Source organism: Actinokineospora auranticolor (genome assembly GCF_041897805.1).
GTDB lineage: Bacteria > Actinomycetota > Actinomycetes > Mycobacteriales > Pseudonocardiaceae > Actinokineospora > Actinokineospora auranticolor.
In genome coordinates, this window is record NZ_CP154825.1 from 6,598,688 (window position 1) to 6,617,281 (window position 18,594).

At 72.8% G+C, this 18,594-nt stretch carries 18 protein-coding genes; 6 read left to right on the forward strand and 12 right to left on the reverse strand.

The window, feature by feature from the left end; translation table 11 throughout:
• The first annotated feature begins 22 nt into the window (after positions 1-22).
• Both V5P93_RS28770 and V5P93_RS28775 read left to right on the forward strand, forming a co-directional pair.
• Positions 23-649 carry a ClpP family protease gene (locus V5P93_RS28770; RefSeq protein WP_104482455.1) on the forward strand — a complete coding sequence of 209 codons (627 nt, stop codon included), beginning with the start codon at positions 23-25 and terminating at the stop codon, positions 647-649.
• Positions 646-1,236, forward strand: coding sequence for a ClpP family protease (locus V5P93_RS28775; RefSeq protein WP_104482456.1), 591 nt, complete (start codon positions 646-648; stop codon positions 1,234-1,236). The genes V5P93_RS28770 and V5P93_RS28775 overlap by 4 nt, the downstream gene beginning before the upstream one ends.
• A gap of 221 nt (positions 1,237-1,457) precedes the next feature.
• On the opposite strand, the gene V5P93_RS28780 is transcribed toward V5P93_RS28775, so the two are convergent.
• Positions 1,458-1,757, reverse strand: a complete 300-nt coding sequence (locus tag V5P93_RS28780) for a helix-turn-helix domain-containing protein (RefSeq protein ID WP_104482457.1) — start codon at positions 1,755-1,757, stop codon at positions 1,458-1,460.
• 89 nt (positions 1,758-1,846) lie between these two features.
• On the opposite strand from V5P93_RS28780, the gene V5P93_RS28785 reads away from it, so the two are divergent.
• Positions 1,847-2,170, forward strand: a complete 324-nt coding sequence (locus V5P93_RS28785) for a PadR family transcriptional regulator (RefSeq protein WP_104482458.1) — start codon at positions 1,847-1,849, stop codon at positions 2,168-2,170.
• On the opposite strand, the gene V5P93_RS28790 is transcribed toward V5P93_RS28785, so the two are convergent.
• Positions 2,167-2,781, reverse strand: coding sequence for a hypothetical protein (locus V5P93_RS28790; RefSeq protein WP_104482459.1), 615 nt, complete (start codon positions 2,779-2,781; stop codon positions 2,167-2,169). The two genes, V5P93_RS28785 and V5P93_RS28790, sit on opposite strands and share 4 nt — an antisense overlap.
• 297 nt (positions 2,782-3,078) lie before the next feature.
• Here V5P93_RS28790 and V5P93_RS28795 point away from each other — a divergent pair, with 297 nt between their 5' ends.
• A complete protein-coding gene (locus V5P93_RS28795) occupies positions 3,079-3,360 on the forward strand; it encodes a hypothetical protein (protein ID WP_374065098.1) in 282 nt (93 codons plus the stop codon).
• Between the two features lie 28 nt (positions 3,361-3,388).
• Here V5P93_RS28795 and cydC read toward each other — a convergent pair whose 3' ends face one another.
• The 4 genes from cydC to V5P93_RS28815 all read right to left on the reverse strand — a co-directional run bounded on the left by cydC (position 3,389) and on the right by V5P93_RS28815 (position 8,963).
• Positions 3,389-5,041 (reverse strand): thiol reductant ABC exporter subunit CydC, encoded by a 1,653-nt coding sequence (gene cydC, locus V5P93_RS28800; RefSeq protein ID WP_181043834.1) that lies wholly within the window; start codon positions 5,039-5,041, stop codon positions 3,389-3,391.
• 85 nt (positions 5,042-5,126) lie between these two features.
• Positions 5,127-6,746, reverse strand: a complete 1,620-nt coding sequence (gene cydD / locus V5P93_RS28805; protein ID WP_104482462.1) for a thiol reductant ABC exporter subunit CydD — start codon at positions 6,744-6,746, stop codon at positions 5,127-5,129.
• The gene (locus V5P93_RS28810; RefSeq protein WP_104482463.1) at positions 6,746-7,708 is read right to left on the reverse strand and encodes a cytochrome d ubiquinol oxidase subunit II; all 963 of its coding nucleotides are present in this window, start codon (positions 7,706-7,708) and stop codon (positions 6,746-6,748) included. Before V5P93_RS28810 ends, cydD begins: the two co-directional genes overlap by 1 nt.
• Positions 7,709-7,718: 10 nt before the next feature.
• The gene (locus V5P93_RS28815; protein WP_104482464.1) at positions 7,719-8,963 is read right to left on the reverse strand and encodes a cytochrome ubiquinol oxidase subunit I; all 1,245 of its coding nucleotides are present in this window, start codon (positions 8,961-8,963) and stop codon (positions 7,719-7,721) included.
• Between the two features lie 125 nt (positions 8,964-9,088).
• Here V5P93_RS28815 and V5P93_RS28820 point away from each other — a divergent pair, with 125 nt between their 5' ends.
• Positions 9,089-10,153: a M48 family metallopeptidase gene (locus V5P93_RS28820; RefSeq protein WP_104482465.1), complete on the forward strand. Its 1,065-nt coding sequence runs from the start codon at positions 9,089-9,091 to the stop codon at positions 10,151-10,153.
• Positions 10,154-10,321: 168 nt separating this feature from the next.
• Positions 10,322-11,089, forward strand: a complete 768-nt coding sequence (locus tag V5P93_RS28825) for a methyltransferase (RefSeq protein ID WP_104482466.1) — start codon at positions 10,322-10,324, stop codon at positions 11,087-11,089.
• Here V5P93_RS28825 and V5P93_RS28830 read toward each other — a convergent pair.
• The 6 genes from V5P93_RS28830 to V5P93_RS28855 form a co-directional block, all read right to left on the reverse strand.
• Positions 11,041-11,409: an ADP-ribosylglycohydrolase family protein gene (locus V5P93_RS28830; protein ID WP_104482467.1), complete on the reverse strand. Its 369-nt coding sequence runs from the start codon at positions 11,407-11,409 to the stop codon at positions 11,041-11,043. The two genes, V5P93_RS28825 and V5P93_RS28830, sit on opposite strands and share 49 nt — an antisense overlap.
• 29 nt (positions 11,410-11,438) lie before the next feature.
• Positions 11,439-11,852: a tyrosine-protein phosphatase gene (locus tag V5P93_RS28835; protein ID WP_245931660.1), complete on the reverse strand. Its 414-nt coding sequence runs from the start codon at positions 11,850-11,852 to the stop codon at positions 11,439-11,441.
• Positions 11,853-12,002: 150 nt separating this feature from the next.
• The gene (locus tag V5P93_RS28840) at positions 12,003-12,797 is read right to left on the reverse strand and encodes a peptidase M10A (protein WP_374065099.1); all 795 of its coding nucleotides are present in this window, start codon (positions 12,795-12,797) and stop codon (positions 12,003-12,005) included.
• 481 nt (positions 12,798-13,278) lie between these two features.
• A complete protein-coding gene (locus V5P93_RS28845) occupies positions 13,279-15,576 on the reverse strand; it encodes a glycohydrolase toxin TNT-related protein (RefSeq protein ID WP_104481242.1) in 2,298 nt (765 codons plus the stop codon).
• A 29-nt stretch (positions 15,577-15,605) separates the two neighbouring features.
• Positions 15,606-16,643: a hypothetical protein gene (locus V5P93_RS28850; RefSeq protein ID WP_104481241.1), complete on the reverse strand. Its 1,038-nt coding sequence runs from the start codon at positions 16,641-16,643 to the stop codon at positions 15,606-15,608.
• 173 nt (positions 16,644-16,816) lie between these two features.
• On the reverse strand, positions 16,817-18,427 hold the full coding sequence (locus V5P93_RS28855; protein WP_146108208.1) for a hypothetical protein: 1,611 nt from the start codon (positions 18,425-18,427) through the stop codon (positions 16,817-16,819).
• Between the last annotated feature and the right edge of the window lie 167 nt (positions 18,428-18,594).

The following is an 18,594-nucleotide window of genomic DNA, read 5'->3' on the forward strand; positions in this document are numbered from 1 at the left end:
GTGCGCCCGGCATCGTGGGGACATGGCTAACGACGACAGGCCGCCGCTGTTCGGGCACCGGCTGCGGGAGCGGTTCTACGACCAGCGGGTGCTGGTGCTGGACGGTGTGCTCGACGACGACAACGGGACGGTGCTGGCCACCCAGCTGCTGTCGCTGGCGGGCGAGGACCCGAGGAAGGACATCGCGTTGTGGATCCACTCGCCGGGTGGGTCGGTGCCGTCCATGTTGGCCATTCGGGACGTGATGCGGCTCGTGCCGTGCGACGTGGCCACGGTGGCGCTGGGGTTGGCGTGCAGCGCGGGGCAGTTCCTGCTGTCGGCGGGGACGCGCGGGAAGCGGTTCGCGTTGCCGCACGCGCGGATCCTGATGCACCAGGGTTCGGCGGGGATCGGCGGGTCGGCGGTCGAGGTGGAGGTGCAGGCGGACGACCTGCGGCACACCCGTGACACCGTGCTCGGGATCATCGCGGAGGACACCGGGCAGCCGGTGGACCGGATCTTCGCCGACTCGCTGCACGACCGGTGGTTCACCACCGCGCAGGCCCGCGAGTACGGCTTCATCGACCACGTGGTGGCCGACCTCGACCAGGTCATGCCCGTGCGCGCCCACGACATCGGCCTGCACTCGACCCCGGGAGCCCCCGCGTGAGCACCTACACCATCCCCAACGTCATCACCCGCGGCCCCGGCGGCGAGCGGATCATGGACGTCTACTCGCACCTGCTGGCCGAGCGGATCGTCTACCTCGGCACCGGGATCGACTCCGGCGTGGCCAACGCGCTGATCGCGCAGCTGCTGCACCTGGAGGCGGACAGCCCGGAGCTGGAGATCAACCTGTACATCAACTGCGAGGGCGGCGACCCGTCGGCGATGCTCGCGCTGTACGACACCATCCGCTACATCAAGGCGCCGGTCGCCACGACCTGCGTCGGCCAGGCGGTGGCGGCCGGGGCGGTGCTGCTGGCGGCGGGCGCGGCCGGTCGCCGGGCGGTGCTGCCGCACACCCGGGTCGTGCTGCACCAGCCTGCGGCTCAGGGGCGGGGCACCATCCCGGACCTCATCCTGCAGGCGGACGAGGTGGTGCGGGTGCGGACGCAGCTGGAGGAGATCCTGTCCCGGCACACCGGGCGGGCCACCGCGGACCTGCGGCACGACACCGACCGCGACCGCGTGTTCGACGCGGCGGGCGCCGTCGCCTACGGCCTGGCCGACCGCGTACTCGACCACCGCGACTGAGGTGACCCGTGCCGGTGCGACTCGTGTCCCCGGACCGCGTCGCGCACCGCCGCGGTCCGGGCCGCGACGTCGAGCGGACCGCGCGGGCGGGCGCCGCCCGCCGGAACCGCCACGCGATTGTGGACACCGCCACCTGCCAACCGGTTGGCGGGACGACCGAATCGGGGCACCAGGCCAACGGGGAGTGCGAACCGGGGGCGTTGTCGGTCTTGTGCCGGGTCTCAGGCGGCCCGCAGCACGGGGCCCGCGGGTGCTTGGCGGATCTCGCCCGCGACGCCGATGAGCAGGTCGGCCAGGTCGACGCCGAGCGCGCCGGTCACCGCGGCGATCATCTCGCTGGACGGTTCCTTGCGACCGCGTTCGATCTCGGAGAGGTACTGGGGGGAGATGCCCGCCCGTTCGGCGGTGTCGACCAGGCGGTCGCCCCGTTCCTCCCGGGTGGCGCGCAGCCGCCGTCCCAGGGCCTCGCGCCACAGGGGTTCAGGGGTGCGGGCGCGGTGGAGGTAGAGGATGTCCGCCATACCGTCATCGTGGCACCGCGCGCGCCTCCGGGGGTGGCGATTCCGCTGCGGGCGGACACACCGGGTCCGCTTGTGTAGCATCACTGCCTATGCGGGCGGAGGAGTTGAAGGGCAACCTCGACGGGATGCTGCTCGCCGTCCTCAGCTCCGGCCCGCGGCACGGGTACTCGGTCATCGAGGCCCTGCGGGAGCGCAGCGGGGGCAAGGTGAACCTGCCGTCGGGCACGATCTACCCGGCGCTGCACCGCCTGGAGGCGGGCGGCCTGGTGCGCAGCGGCTGGGAACTGGTCGGCGGCAGGCGCAGGCGCGTGTACGAGATCACCAGCGCCGGCGAGCAGGCCCTCACCGCCACCCGCGCGAACTGGCGGGACATCATCGCCACGATCCGCGCCGTCGTGCTGAACGAGGGCTAGGCGCGGCGCAGCAGGTGGCGGGCGTGGGTGGCGACGCCGACCACCAGGGTGACGGTCAAGGCGGCCGACGCGACGGCGGCGGGCCAGAAGAGGTGACCACCCGCGGCCTCGATGCGGTTGACCAGCAGGACGGCCACGCACACCACGCCCACCCCGACACCGACGCACGCGGACACCACACCCGCGTTGGTCGGCCCGCCGCGGCGGATCAACTGGAGCGCCCCGATGAACGCGGCGGCGGTGGCCGCGAACAACACGGGCGCGACCCAGTGGACGACCGCGGGTTCCTGCGGCCACGGGTCGGGGCTCAGCGCCACGACCAGCGCCCAGCCGACGATCAGGAGCGGGAGCCGGACGAGCACGTGCTTCGCCAGCCGCCGGGCCCGAAAGACCTGCCCCGACTCGGCGAACCCGGCCGCCACCAACGACACCGGCCCCCAGGCCTCGATGGCAGCGGACTCCGAACCGAGCGCCTCAGCCTCACAGCGCAGTCCGTCCTCGACCTCGGCGAGCACCCGCCCCCGCCAGTCACACGGCCCGCGCAGAGCCGGGTCGAGAGCACGCAGGTACTCCACGATGGTCTGCGGCTCGCCGATGTGACGTGCGGTCATGGCACCCCCTTGGCCGAACGCGATCCTATCCGTTCCGGTCCACCGCCACGCCGCTCGCGCCGCGATCCACCCGGAGCACCCGGCTTGACCGGGTGCTCGCCGATGGCGGAGAGCAGCGCGCGGCGGCACGACCTACCGAGGCCGAGCGAAGACCACACCGTGCTGCCATCGCGCCATCGAGCGCCGCGGGTGTCTGGCCGCTGGTCGCGACCGCGGTGAACAAGGTGTGGCGACACGACACACCAACGCCGAGCGAAGATCGCGTCGTCCGCCACCACTGACCGGCGCCTCGCCGCGTTGGCCGCGTTGGCCGCGTTGGCCGCGTTGGCCGCGTTGGCCGCGTTGGCCGCGTTGGCCGCGTTGGCCGCGTTGGCCGCGTTGGCCGCGTTGGCCGCGTTGGCCGCGTTGGCCGCGTTGGCCGCGTTGGCCGCGTTGGCCGCGTTGGCCGCGAGCAGGATCCACGTATCGGCACGACCGCCACCAGGGTCAGTGGAGACCTCCTTGTCTTGCCGCTCCTGCCTCGGGGCACCGCGCTGGTCGGGGTGGTGCCCCGATTCGGGGGTCGGCGGCTCGACGTGACCCGATCGGCTGGGTGTGGGTCGCGATGTCAGGTCAACGGTCGCGAGTCGTGAGGGTCGAGTTCGGCGAGGTAGTGGTCGCGGTAGTGGCCGGGGGTGGCGAGTAGGTCGTGGTGGGTGCCGGATTGCGCTATCCGGCCTGCCTGGAGGACCACGATCCGGTCGACCTGTTCCAGGCCGCGCAGGCGGTGGCTGACCAGGAGGGTCGTGTGGTGCCGGGTGGCGTTGAGGGTGTCGGTGAGGACGGCGTCGGCGGTGGTGGGGTCCAGCGATTCGACCGGTTCGTCCAGTACCAGCAGGTCCGGGGTGGCGAGCAGAGCCGTGGCCAGGGCCAGGCGTTGGCGTTCGCCGCCGGAGATCGTGCTGTCGGTGATCGGGGTGTCCAGGCCGTTCGGGAGGTCGCGGACCCAGTCGTGGGCGCCGACCCTGGTGAGGGCGTGCCAGAGGTCGGGGGTGTCGGCCTGGTGGTTGCCGAGTTCGAGGTTGGCGCGGACGGTGCCGGCGAAGACGGCCGGGTCTTGGGGTAGACCGCTGACCAGGCGCGGGCGGAGGGGCGCGGTGATGTTCGCTCCTCCCAGTTCCACGTGGCCGTGGTCGGGGTGCGTCAGGCCCAGCGCCAGGGCCAGCAGGGTGCTCTTGCCCGAGCCGCTGGGGCCGACGATCGCGACTCGGGTGCCCGCGGGGACCTCCAGGTCGATGTCGACGAGTGCGGGGCGGTCGGCGCCCGGATGGGTGTAGCCGACTCCCCGGAAGCGGAGGGATACAGGGGGTTTGGGGGCCGTGGTGGGTGGGGCCGGTCGCGTTGGGGTGCGGAGGATCGCGCGGACTCGGGTGAGTGCGTTGAGTGCACTGCCGAGGCGTTCCCCTCCCAATCGCAGTGGGAGGGTCACCTCCATGACCGCGAGGCTGCCGAGGAGGACTACCGCGGAGGCGGCATGGGTCTGCCACGCCACCACGGCGCAGGTCGCGAGTTGGGTGAGTACGGCCCCACAGGCAAGGGCGGCACGCGTGGCCGCTCGGCGTCGTTCCAGTCGGGCCACCGCGGTCGCCGCTGTCTGCTCTCGTTGGGCGGCAAGGGCTTCCGAGCCGTGAACGAGTAGGTCTTCCATGCCCTCGACCAGGTCGATGGCGCGGGCGGTCAGGTCGGCGCGTGCCGCGGCCAAGGGCGCGTCGGCGCGGTGGGCCGAGAGGGCGGCGGCGGTTGGCAGGAGCAGCGTGGTGATCAACAGGCCCGCGGCGAGGGTGAGCGCGGCGGCGGGAGCGAGGGTGGCCAGCCAGGCGACCGCGATACCGCCGACCGAGATCGCCGCGACGGTGGGGAGCGCGACCCGCAGCAGCAGGTCCTGCACGCACTCCACATCAGACACCAGGCGTCCGAGGAGGTCACCTCGCCGGTACTCGCCACCCGCGCGTGGGATCAGGGCGTCGAAGAAGCGGCCACGGATGGTCGCCATGGTCCGCAGGACCGCGTCGTGCCCCAGGATCCGCTCGGCGTAGCGGAACCCGCCCCGCCCGACGGCGAGTCCGCGCACCAGCACGACGGCCACGACCAACGCCGACAGCGGTGGTTGCCGCGCGGCTCGGCAGACCAGCCACACCGCCGCCCCGGTGAGACCGACCCCGGCCGCCTCGCACGCGACACCGGCCAGTGCCGCGACCACCAGCCTCACCACGGCTGCCACCACGGGACAACCACCCGAACACCAGCGACGACAACCACCATTTCCGCTCCGGCCTCGACATGCGGGCGGCGAGTCACCACCAGCCTCAGCACGGCTGCCACCGCGAGACGGCTGCCTGGCCGTCGGCAATGGTGATCACGGTGTCCGCGCGGGCCGCGACACGGGGGCGGTGGGTGACGACCAGGACGGTGGCGGGGAGGCGGTCGACGGCGTCGAGGATGGCGGTTTCGGTGGTGACGTCCAGGCGGGCGGTGGGCTCGTCGAGGAGTAGGACCGCCGGGGTGCGGATCAGGGCTCTGGCGAGGGCGAGGCGTTGGCGTTCGCCCGCGGACAGGCGGAGGGCTCGGTCGCCGAGTGGCGTGTCGGGGCCGGCGGGCAGGGCGCGGACGAAGTCGGCGGCGCCCGCTTGGTCCAGCGCGTGCCACAGTCGGTCGGGGGCGGCGTCGGGAAGTCCGATGTAGATGTTCTCGGCGACGGTACCCGAGAACAGGTGCGGACGTTGCGGAACCACGCCGAGGTGGCGGTTCCACGCACGTGGGTCGATGGCGCCCAAAGGCGTATCGCCCAGGCGGATCTCGCCGGCGAGTGGCGGCAGGAGTCCCGCGATGGTGCGCAGCAGCGTCGTCTTGCCACTGCCGCTCGGGCCGACGAGCGCGTACCGACCGCCTGGCTCCAACTCGAAGCGGATACCGGTGACCACCGGCTTGTCGAATCCGACCGCCAAGTCCCGCACCGAAATCGGGCCGGGAGTCAGGGGAGGCGCGGGAAGCCGGTCCTGGACGCGCACTGCCGAGCCTGTCGAGGAGAGGGCGGCGAGCACTGCGCGAATGTCCTCCGCAGCATGGAAACCCGCGCCCAGCGCACGTAGTGGGCGGAATGCTTCCGGGACGAGCACCAGTACCGCGAGACCGACGGCGAGGGTCAGGCTCCCTTCGAGCAGGCGGAAACCGACAGGGACGGCGATGAGCGCGACCGAGAGGCAAGTGATCGTTTCCAGTACCAGTGACGAGAGGAACGCCCAGCGCAGGGTTCGCACCGTCGCGACCCGGTGCGCGTCGGCGACTTCGCGGACCCGTTGCGCGGTATGGTTTTCCCTGCCGAGAACCCGCAGTGTGATCAGGCCGCTGACCGCCTCCAGGAACTGGGAGCCGAGTCGCAGGAGTTCGGCGAGTTGGTGGGCCGAGCGGTCCCGCGTGTAGGTGCCGACCAAGGCCAGCAGCAACACGACGAGCGGGACTGTCACCACCACGACCAAGGCGGACGGCCAGTCCAGCGCGAATAGCGCCCCAAGGACAGCCACAGGGGTGACCACCGCGTCCGGCAGCGCGGCCAGTGGTCCGGTGACGTAGTTCTCCGCCGCGTCGATTCCCTTGGTGAGCAACGTCCCCACCGAGCCCGCCCCGGCCGAGCCCCGCAACCCGCGCGCCCGCAAGCCCGCGACCGCCTCCACGCGCAGGATGTGTTTCCACTCCCCCGCAGCGGCTTCGGCGCTCCACCGGTCCCACCACGCCAACGCGACCCGTGCGACGGCAACGGCACCGAGCAGCACCAGCGTGCCATTGGTAGGTGTGGTGAGAACTTGGGCGAGGCCCACGGCTTGGGTGATCGTCGCTGCGGCACCGGCCGACGCGGCCAGTCCGCGCGCGATCAGGAACCGCCGCAGAAGCGGGTAGCGCTTCAGGAGGTCCCGGTCGAGGCCGCCCATCAGTAGAAGATCGGGGATTGGCGGGTGACCCGGCCGCGGAACACCCACCAGACCCAGCCCTGCACCGCGATCACCAGCAGCAGCAACGGAATCGCGGTCCACGTCACCAGGGCCAGCCCGGCGGGGTCAGCCGCGAGGTCCGCCAACGATGGCGACGTCCCCGGCGGGTCGGCGGTGATCGGTGTCGGGTACTTGGCCGCGAACACCGACAACGGCACGAAGGCGACCGCGACGACAGATGCCCCGGCCCAACGGCGCCAAAGTCCGGCGAGGCCGAGCAAAGCGACCAGCGACAAAGCCGACCCGAGCGCCGGATTGCGCACGCCGTCCAACTCGCCGCTCGCCCACCCGGTCGCCACGGTGAGGATCAACAAGGCCCCGGTCGGGAGCACCAACGTGACCACAGCGCGCCGAGCCCGTTCCGCTACGGCGCCTGTGGTGCGCGCGGCGAGGAACGCCCCGCCGCGCACCGCCAGCAGTGACACCATCGTCAACCCGCCCAGGATCGCGAAGAGGCTGACCGATGTTCCCGTGACGTGCCCGGACGCGTCCAACGGCAGCCCGCCCGCGAGCGAGGTGAGCACCGCGCCCCAACCGAAAGCGGCCAACGCCCCACCCAGGAATACCAGCGTGTCCCAGGATCCGCCCGCACCGCGACCTCGCAAGTGGACGGACACGATGAACACGATCGCGCCCACCACGGCGATCAGCGCCAGCGGCAACGCGCCCACGAGCAGTCGGGACTCCAATCCCGGCAGTGTGCCGATCAGGATCCCGATCGACACCACCAGCCAGACCTCGTTGCCCAGCAGGAAAGGGCTGATCGCGTTGAGCGCCAGTCTGCGCTCGCTCTCGGTGCGCGCCACGCGTGGTAGCAGTACCGCCACCCCGTAGTCGATCCCGGCCAGCGCCAGGTATCCGGTGAACAGCAACCCGAACGCCACCAGCCACAGCGTCGCCATCGTCCCCTCCTCAGACCAGGACCGCGTCGGCGGACGTCCACAGGTCGTTCGGCGCGTCCGGTCCGCGCCGGGCCAGGCGGGCCAGCAGCCACCAGTCCAGCACCAGCAGCACCAGCACGACGCCCGCCAGCGCGACCAGCGACACCGTGAGGTCGGCGGTGGTCAGCGACGGCGTGAGCGCCTGCCGGGTGCTCAGCAGCTCGTAGACCGTGTACGGCTGCCTGCCGACCTCGCGGAACACCCAGCCCGCGGTGTTCGCCAGGAACGGCAGGGCGAGGAACGGCACCAGCAGCGCGGGGAGCACACGCGCGGAGAGGATCCGGTCACGCCGGGTCGCCAGCAGCGCCCACACGCCCACGACCAGTGCCACCACGCCGATGACCATCATGGCCAGCGCGCAGCCGCGGACCAGTCCGGCGGGCGGCAGGTCCACCTGCCCGAACCTCGCCGCCAGCGCCGCGGCGTACTCGTCCAGTTTCTCGGCGGATCCGGTGAACGCGGCGAACTTGACCGGTTGCGCCTTCACCACCGCCTCCAGTTGCAGCGCGCCGACCGCCGCGGTGACGACGGCTCCCCAGCAGGCCGCGTGCGCGCCGATGCGGAACGAGCGGCGCTGGAACTCGCGGTCGACGCGGTCGCGGCGCTTGAGCACCGCCGTCACGCCGAGCACGAAGAAGCCGCCCGTGGTGATGGCGGCGCCCGCGATGTGCCCGATGGCGATCCAGGCGTTGGGGTTGGTGAGCAGCGCGCCGACGTCGGTGAGTTCGAGGACGTCACCGCGCCGCGCGTAGCCGACGGGGTGGTTGAGGAATCCGTTGGCGAACAACGCCCAGATCGCGGACAGGTACGCCGCCGCGACGACCACCCAGACGCACGCCAGGTGCAGGCGCTGCGGCAGCGCGCGCCACCCGAAGATCCACAGCGCCAGGAAGGTGGACTCGACGAAGAACGCGACCACGGTCTCGACGGCCAGCGGCGCGCCGAAGACGCCGGACGTGGCGTTCTCCAGTCCCGCCCAGTTCATCCCGAGCTGGAACTCCATGGCCAGGCCCGCGCCGATGCCGACCGCGTAGTTGACCAGGTACAGCAGGCCCCAGAACCTGGTCATCCGCTCGTAGACGGGGTCGCCGGTGCGCACCCAGCGGGTGTGCGCGACCGCGACCAGCACCACCAGGCCCAGCGTCAGCGCGACCAGCAGGTAGTGGAACACCACCGTGATCGCGAACTCCAAGCGGGCCAAGTCGACCGCTGCCACGCTTCCCCCCGAATCATATGCAGGACCGCTACACAAGCTGTAGGTAGGATGCTTACATGTCGGATGGCTACACGTCAATCGCGTCGAGTGGTGGTGACCTTTGAGTCCATTTGGTACGGTTGGGCGTGGGGACCTCCGAGCGGGCGATCGCGGCCGCGTACGACCAGGTCGTGGGCGACCGGATCGCGCGGCCCAACCGCGGGCCCGCCGCGTGGACCGCCGCGGGCATCGCGGTCGTGGTGCACGCGTTCGTGCTGGCGCTGGTCGTCGTCGGGGTGTGGCTGCTCACGCTGCCCGGCGGCGGACCGGGCATGGTGATCGCCGCCGTCGGGTGCGCGGCGCTGCTGTCACTGGCGGTGTTGATGCGACCCCGACTGGGCAGGCTCGGGCGGGACGAGGTGGTGCTGGACCGCGACAGCGCGCCGACGCTGTTCGCCGTGGCCGACCGGGTGTCCGAGGGGCTCGGGGCGCGGCGGCTGTGGCGGATCGTGGTCACCGCGGACATCAACGCGTCCTTTTCGGACATCGGCCTCCGCGGGCGCCCGCTGTTGCGGATCGGTTACCCGCTGTGGGCGGTGCTCAGCGACGCCGAGCGGATCGCGATCCTCGGGCACGAGCTCGGCCACGACGTCAACGGCGACTCCCGGCACGGCCTGCTGGTCGGGTCGTCGCTGCGCAGCCTGTACGAGCTGCACGGCGCGCTGAGCTCCGAGAACGGGATGGAGGACTCGGTCACGGGGGCCGTCAGCCGGGTGCTGATGGTGATCGCGGCGTCCCCGGTGCTCGGCCTCGCGTACCTGCAGAACCGCCTGCTCACCCGCAACGGCCACCGCGCCGAGTACTACGCCGACCACCTCGCCGCGACGATCGCGGGTGGCGGGGCGACGCGGTCCGCCCTGGCGAAGCTCACCCACGGCGAGACCATCACCCGCACCGCTCGTACCGCGCGCCTGCGCCGCGACCCGGACATGTGGGCCGCCGCCCGCGAATGGCTCGCCGCCAACCCGGCGCCCGCCGACGAGGAGCACTCCCCGGACTCCACCCACCCGCCGACCGGGCGGCGCATCGCGGCCATCGCCGGCCGCGGTTACTCGGGCGCCAAGGTCACCATGACCCCGCGGGAGAGCGCGGCGATCGAGGAAGAACTCCGCCCCGGCCTGCCCGCGGTCCACGACGCGTTCCGCTGGTAATTCGGCCCCGTCCCGTGGGCGTCGTACGTAGCCTTCGCGGGTGACGTGTCCGCATGGTTGGTTGAGTCCCGAGGTCGAGGTCGTGATCCGGTGTGCGCGAGAGTCGTCGACCGTGCGGTTCGCGGAGCGGCACGCCGCCTCGACTTCCGCGGGTGGGAAACTCTTGGCATGTCGGAAGATGCCTGGGCTCCGCTCGCCGATGCTTTCGTGGAGGGCGCGTACGCGACCGTCAAGGGGCGGGTGCGTACCTACGTCCTGCACCGGCAACTGCTCCGGTACCTCCCCGAACCGCCCGCCACCGTGCTCGACGTCGGTGGTGGGGCGGCGCACCAGTCGTTGCCGTTGGCCAGGTTGGGGTACGAGGTGACGCTCGTCGATCCGTCGCCCGCCATGCTCGCCAAGGCCGAGCAGCGGCTGGGGGCCGAGCCCGAGGCCGTGCGGCGCCGCGTGCGCCTGCTGCGGTCAGACGGCGAGAACGCGCCCGAGGCCGTCGGTGGAGAGGTCTTCGACGCCGTTCTGTGCCACGGCGTGCTCATGTACCTCCCGCGGCCGGAACCCCTGGTCGACGCGCTCTGCCGTTGCGTCGCCCCCGGCGGCCTACTGTCGATCATGGCGCTCAACGCGCACACCCTGGCGGTTCGGCCCGCCCTCGAACAGCGTTGGGGTGACGCCCTCGCGGCCTTCGACGCCACGACCGAGACCGGTGTACTCGGCACCCCCACCCGGGCCGACACCGTGGAGAACCTGTCCGACCTCTTGCGCGCCAACGACTTGCCCCCCACGACGTGGCACGGCGTCTGGCTCTTCACCGACTGGCTCGACCTCGACGACACCGCCGAACTCGACGCCATCGCCGCCGTCGAGTTCGAGTCGAGCCTGCGCGACCCCTACCGCGCCATGAGCCGCGTCTTCCACCTCATCGGCCACCGGCGGTAGATTGGTCCACTTTGGACTATTTCAGGCGAGCACGTCATGCCCGGCGCGCGGTTGTTGTCCGGGCTGTGCGCCCAGGCCACGAATCGCTTCCGCAGCCGGGGTTCCACCTCGGCGGGCGTCAGCTCACCGTTGCGCAGCGCCCAGGCGACGGCCAGTGCCATCTGTGTGTCGTCGGTGACGACAGCGGGGTCACCGTCCAGTTCGTCTGGTCCGACGGGTCCGTACCGGTCGTCGATCTTAGCCACGGAGAGGAACTCGGTCGGTTTGGCCGGCGCGTCGCCGAAGGCGGGACCGTAGAACGATGCGGCGGCGCGGTTCACGGTCCCACTCCAGGCGGGCGGGAGTTGCTTCAGGTCCCCGACAACCGGGCGCGGAGGGCGGCGAGTTCGGTGGTGGACAGGCCGTTGTCGAGGAGGTAGTCGGGCATGGTGAGGGAGTGGACGGTGGTGGTGACCCGTTCCGGGTGCTCGGCGAGCATCGCCGGGTAGTAGAGCGGGGAGGCCAGGCCGTCGATCGGCTGCCAGTGTTCGAGGAACGGTGTGCCGACGGGTTCGAGGGGTGTTCGCACGGTCGTGATGCCGGTGGGGCGTGGTGTCAGGTCGGGTTCGCCCTCGTCGACCTCACGCAGGTCCACGACGGTGCGCACCCCGTGCGCCCATACGGCCGCCCACCCCTTGGCGGTCAGGTGCGTCGGTGCTTCGAGGCGAACGACCGCGCCCGGTCGCGTGTTCCCAAGCCGCCTAGGTCGCGGGCGTTTACGCATCCGTCCCAGGAGAGGTCCCTTGCCGTCATATGCGGGAGACGCGCCACCGGGGTCGCGGGTTGGGTGGGTGCGTACTTGCCCTGGAATGCCAGCGAGCCCTCCCGGTGGGGAGGGCTCGCAAGGGCTGTGGTGGGGATGTGGGCCGGGGGGTTAGTTGGTGGTGGTGGTGAGGGTTTTGAGGCCGGCGTAGTCGCCTGCGCCGAGGAGGCGGCGGGTGGTGTCGCAGGGGCCGGAGGCGGGGGTCATGGTCTGGGTGGCGTTGGCGGTCTGGTCGACGTGGCCGAGGCCGGCGGTGTGGAGGCGTTCGTGGGTGAGGGTGGTCTGCAGGTCGTACTGGGCGCCGGTGCAGTTGGCGGGCAGGGTGGTGAACCAGGTGTAGCCGGTGTTGGCGATCAACGTGTCGCTGGAGACGACGACGCCGCGGGAGTTGAAGTAGGTGCAGGTGTAGGCGAGGACCTTGGCGGGGAGGGTGCCCCAGCCGGTGACGGACTTGCCGTCGTTGCCGGTGCAGGTGGCCTGGGGGGTGACCTGGGGGGCGACGGTGGTGGTGCCGCCGTAGGTGTAGGTGGAGGCGGTGATGGGGGCCAGGCCGCAGCGGTTGGCGCCCTTGGCGACGGTGTCGGTGGAGGCGGTGATCGACGCGAGCGCGGTGGAGGCGATGTTCGCGGGGGCGCCGGCGGGGTTGTAGACCCAGTTGAGGGTGCCGACCTTCCACGACTTGAGCGCGTAGGTGGTGTCGGAGCAGGCGGTGGTGGCCGCGGTGGTGGTGGCGGTGGCGGTGACGGCGTCGCCCTCGTCGAAGGTGAACGCCTCGGCGACCAGCGTCAGCTGCTCCGAGTCGGCGGCCTGGGCGGTGGTGGTGGTGCCGGTGGTGGGCTGGCCGGCGACGATCACCGCGACGGCGGCCAGGGCGGTGGCGGCGAGGGTGGTGATCGAGCGGCGCATCTGGAGACTCCCTGTTCGGTACTGCCGGTCTGGCCTGGTGACACAAGAATCCGAACCGGCGGGAGCGGAACAGGTACGCCAACGGGAGCGGCACGGGTACGCACCTCACCGTTCACACACCGCAGCCGATATTGCGGGGTTTGACCCAAAAGCGGGTCCCCCACACGAAGATCAAACAGACACAGCCGACATCGAACTCCACAGCCCGCGCACACCACCACGAAAGCGCCGCGCGGTGTCACCCGGCGGGTCGCGTCATGGCGGTTGTGGGCGGCTTCGCGGGCTACGAAGAGGCGCCGGACGCCCGCCCCGGTCAAGACCTCGGCACACGTGGCGGTGGCGTCGGTCTTGCGGACGCCGCTTCGAAAGCCCTGGTGCTGGCGCGATTGGCCAGCACACCACAACCGGTACGCACAAGGAGAGGTGCGTGCGCGGTCGGTCGGTCAGGGTGCTCGCCGCCGTAGGGACGATCAGGGGGCGGTCACCGGGTCTCCTCGATGAGGTCGTCGCCGGGGAGTTCGGTGCCGAAGTCCTCGCCCGGGTTGATGATGAGGGTCAGGCCCGGGAGGGCCGGGAGGAGGTCGCGGCCCGTGGTTCGGGTGACCGGGCCCGCGTCCGGGGGGACCAGGCGGGACGAGGAGTAGACGACCAGGAAGCGGTGGCCGTCGGGGTGCACGCCTACTCGGAGGCCGCCTTCGTCGTCGGTCTCCAGGACGAAAGGGGCGTCCAGGGCTACGGGCACGAGGCGGTCGCGCGGCAGCCACCCGGCCGCCACGTGGCCCAGGACCCGCTCGAACTCCGTCTCCGGTGGCGGGAAGCCGCGGCGGCGCGGGCCGGGGCGGTACTCCTCGTTGACGTAGGTCTCCCCCGTGAACCGGCCGTCGTCGCCGATTTTGTAGCCGCCGAGCAGGACCGGGAGGGGGGTGCCGTCGATGAGGTCGGGGTCCGCGTCGGGGTCCGCGCAGTACACCCAGACGCCGGGGGTGCGGGCGGCCTCGGCGCGCATGGCGTCGGTGATCGGGGGCAGGCCGGGGTGGCCGCCCGGGGTGACCTCCGCTATCGCGCCGGAACGCAGGTACTCCTCCACGGCCAGCGGCAGCAGGTACCCGCGGCCGCCCGCCTCGGACACCACCGCCACCACCCGCCACGACCCCGTGAGGCGGTAGCGGTGGTACGGGCGTTCGGCGAACTCGGGGGGCAGGCCGCGCCGGTCGAAGGGCGTGTCCACGGCGAACACCAGGTTGCCCTCCGTGCCGCCGTGCCGGTCCACCTCGACGTCCGCCAGCAGTTCCGTGGTGATGCTCGCGAACGACTCGACCGGCGGGTCGTCGGACAGCACGATCAGCGGCGACTGCCAGGCCGGGATCTCCTCGCCCAGCGCGTACTCCAGCTCCGCGGCGTTGGCCGCCAGCTGCCCGGCCAGGTACGCGGCGGCCTGCCGGACATCGCCGAAGCGGACCGCGCTCCACGGGTCCAGCGACCACTGCACCCGGTACCGGTCGCCGTCGCGCAGCAGCGACCAGGCGTCCTCCCGCTCGGCGTGCACGCTGTAGTGCCGCTGGCTGATCCGCTTCTCGATGACCACCCCCTCCAGCACCCGCAGCGCCTCGGCCACCTTGGCGTCCACTTCGGACTCCTGCCACGGCCTGCCCATGGCCAGCGCGGCCGCTTGGTCCATGGCGATCACCGGGACCGCGTCCGGCGGCCGGTGGCGGCGGGCGCGGATGTGCTCGACCAGCGGCGACGCGGGCGGCACGCCGTGCGCGCGCAGGTAGTGCGCGGCCGACCCGGGCCAGACGAACCGGCCGTCGGTGTGGAAGGCCATGACCACCACCGGATCGTCGGAATCGGACAGTTCGTCGCGGGTCAGGCCGCGGGCGGAGAGCACGACCGGCGCGGACTCCAGGTACTCCAGCACCGCCTGGCGCTCCCGTTCGCCGAGCTCGGGGCGGTACCAGGTCGGTTTCCCGCCACGGCCCCGGCCGTCGAAGAGCCGGGCCATCTCGGGGGGCCCACCCGCCTCGGGGTCCGGGTAGGCGGCGCGGGCGGCCTGGTCACTGCGGATGGCGGCGGCGAGCAGCCAGGGCGGGATGGCGGCGGCGGGGCGCGGGAGCAGGCGGAGCTCGTCGGCGCAGGACTCGTGGTCGTCGCGGAAGGCTGGTGGACCCGAGGTGTCGAGGTCGCGGGTCATCGGCGCGCCGGGCGCGAGGTCGAGGCGAGCGCGGAACCAGACGCCGCGGCCGGGGTGGTAGTCGCGCACGCGGAGCCGGTGCAGCCACTGGCCGATGATCGCGGGCGGGGCCCAGTGGCGGGTTGTGCCGTCGGCCATGGTCACCGTGATGGCGACCGCCATGCGGGTCGCCAGCGCCTCGCACTCGACCGCCATGCCGGTCCAGCCGGACGGCGCGGCGCCGGTCAACGCGGCCTCCAGCGCGGCCTGGACCTCGTCGGACGCGCTGTCCCCCGCCGGGTCCGCGGGCAGGTGCGGGAACCAGGTCGCCGACCGCTCGTCCCGGGTTGTTTCGCGCAGCTGTCGCAACGGGACGGTGGCGAGGTGGCCCGCGAGCGGGTCGGCGTCCGGCACGTCGGTGCCGTCGGCGTGCACGGTGCGCAGGGTGAACACGGATTCGAGCTCGGACAGCGCGACCCGCTTGACCGGGTTGCCCTGCCCGGTCGGGATCCCGTCGACGGGCGCGAACTGGTCGACGAGACCGGTGCGCCCGGGGCCGGGGACGACCAGGAACGCGGCGTTCCCGCTGATGCCGACGAGGTCACTCATGGGTGTCCCTTTCGTGGTGCGGGATCGGCCTACGGTCGGGCGGTCGGCGCCTGGGCCAGGTGTCGCACCAGCAGGCGCGCCTGCCAGCGGTGGTAGTCGGTCACGGCGGCCACGCCGCGGTCGGCGGCGGCCCTGGCCCGCGCCGCGGCGTCGGCGTCGGCCTGCTCGGGCACCCGGCCCGCCCGCTCGGCCGCGCGGGCCCGGTTGGCGGCGTCCTCGATGGGCGCGAAGGCGCGGCGGAAAGCCGCGTCCGCCACGGCTTCGACGGTGTTGACCGCGTAGTGCGCGGCCTGCGCGAGCGCCTCGGACTCGAGGTGGACGGCCTGGTAGGCCGCGGCGGCGGTCTGGTCGGGGAGGTCGACCGACGCCCGCCACGCGGCGGCGCGGACCTCGACGGGGAGCGCGTCCGGGGCGTAGGCGGCCGCGGCGGCGTACGCGGTGGCGGTGGCGGTGGTGGGCGGCCCCGCCGGGGTGGCGGCGTTGGCCTGGTCGCTCGCCTCCTGCGCGGCGAGCGCGGCGGCCCGCCACTCTTCCACGGCGATCGTCTCGCCCGCGAGCTTGCGCGTGTAGAGCCGGAGAACCCGCGCCACGGCGGAGTGTTGCGGGCTGCCGGGGTCGGTTCGGCCCAGGACGCCGTGCGCGCCACCGCCCTCGTGGTCGGCGAGCAGGTCGACCACCCACCTGGCCGGGACGCGGCCCAGGTCGCCGCCGACGGGGATGGCCTCGGCGGCGGCGACGGCGAAGTCGGCGGCCTCGGCAGCGGGCACCTGTTCGAAGCAGCGGTCGATCAGTCCACCGACGACCGGCGATATCCCCCAGATCCGCGCCGTCTCGTCGAGCCACCGCACGCCGTCGTCGGCCAGAACCCGCGCCACCGGCACGTTCCGCGCCTCCGCGAGACCGCGGGCGGTGAGGCAGACGTGGAACCCACCGCGCGCGCGCCCATCGGGTCCCACCCGGACCGGCGCGTCCCGCCGCCGCGCCAGTGTCCCCGCCGCACGGTGCTCCCGGAGTTCCTGGACACCGGCGGTTCTCAGCTCCGCCCGGTTGTGCCACGCCACGGCCACGGGCAACCTCCCTGGGGTTTCGGGTCAGCCCCACACCCTAGGTGCTGGGACGGTCGACGGGGGACGGTCTGCGAAGTTCGGCCGCGGGCGCGTGAGCGCCGCGCGGGTCCGGGGGTCGGGAAGGAAAGTCCCGGTACCCGGGCGCGATCGGTGACCGGACAACGGTTGACGCGTCACCGGTGTTCGTCGCGCTCCAGCCACTTGGGGTCGCTGTACTCCACGACGACCTCCGCGGCTTTCACCTCCCCGTCCGGGTCGAGCATGTAGGCGCGGAGCGCGTCGATGGTCGAGGTCTTCACGTAGTCGTCCGTGGCGTGGCCCAGCAGTCCCGCGCGGCCCGGCTTCTTCTTGTTGACGAACTCCGCGAGGTTGGTGGGCGGGGGCCAGAACGTGTACACCTCCGGTGATCCGCCGCGCATCCGCCCGGTGGCCATGCCGACGTGGCTGATGCCGTTCCAGAAGACGATCTGCCCGCGCCGCGGCGGTGGTCCGCCCCGCCGGTACCGGCGCCGCTCGGCGCCGCCGAGCAGGCCGGTGAGCCGCCGGGTCCAGGCTTCCCGGCCCGCCGCGGAGTTCTCGAACCGGTAGATCTCCTGCGCCTGCGCCCGGGTCAGCTCGCCGGACACGATCGCCGCGTACATCACCATCTCCCAGCAGTTCATCCGGATCTCCGGGCACAGCGGCGGGAGCGGGCCGGGGTCCGCCGACTGGCACCACTGCTGGAACGCCCGGTTCTCGTAGTTGAAGTTCGCCCAGACCGCGCGCACGCCGACGTCGACCATCTGCTGCAGGATGTCGGCCGTGGTGCCCGGCGCCCAGAAGTCCGGGGTGTAGGTGGCCCGCCGACCGGTGTCGACCGGCGCGCACAGTCCCCAGGCGGGACGGTGACCGGGCGGATATGGTCCTTTGTGGACGATCGTGGCGCCGGTCGGGGAGAAGGTGTTCCACGAGCCGTCGGGGGGCCAGGTGAGCGGGGCGTCGGGGTCGCGGGCGCGGGTGGCGGCGAACAGGTTGCCGTCGTGGGCGGCCCAGGCGTCGCCGTCCGGGGCGGTCACCCGGACGCCCAACTCGACCGCCAACCGGGCCGCGAAGCCGTCCCGGGTCGTGCCGGTGCCGCAGCCGAGGAGGGTGACGGGACTGCCGCCGTAGTCCGGGTTGGCGCGGATGAGGTCGGCCAGCTCGCGCGGGGTCAGCGCGGTGTCGCCGATCCGCGCGGCGTCGGGCGAGCCGTGGATGTCGACCAGGAACCGGCCCGGGATCCCAGGCACCCGGCCCGCGGTGTACCGGTCGTCGTGGTGCGCGCCCCGCGCACCGCCGTCGGCCGCGCAGGCGGACGGGGCGAACGCCGACATCCCGGCCCGGGTGGCGCGCAGGTGCGGGCGCAGCGAGTCCAGGCGCGGGTCGTCGAGGCGGCCGATCCGGTCACCGAGTCCCGCGCGGTGCGTCCGGTCGCGACCGGTGGGCGCGGCGTCGTGGTTGCGGTGGCGCGCGGCGTCGTGGTCGGACGGCCGGTGGTTGCCGAGTCGGGCGGGCACCGGGTGCTCGGCGGGTGTCGACCGCGGTGGGGCGGGGCTCGCGAGTGGAAGCCGCGGGGGCGAGTTGGCGCGGGTGGTCGTCGGGGTGTCCGGGGACGGGGCCTGGTCCGACCGGGCCGGGGCCGCGCGGTCGTCGACGTAGTCGGGGTTGCGGACGAACTCGCCGACGGTGAAGCCGATTCCCGGCTCGTACGAGGCCTTGTGCCACCCCAGGGCGCGGCGCCAGTCGACGCGGGCGCCGTCGGACACCACCACCGGGGGGAGGTCCCGGTCTCCAACTGGACCGGTCAGGACGCCGAGCGGCCGCTGCGGGGACCGCGCGGGCGGCGGGAGGTGGCCCGATGAGCCCGAGTGGTGTCTGGTGTGGTGTGTCCGCGGCGGTGCGGCGTGGCCCGTGGAACCCGGTGGTACCGGGT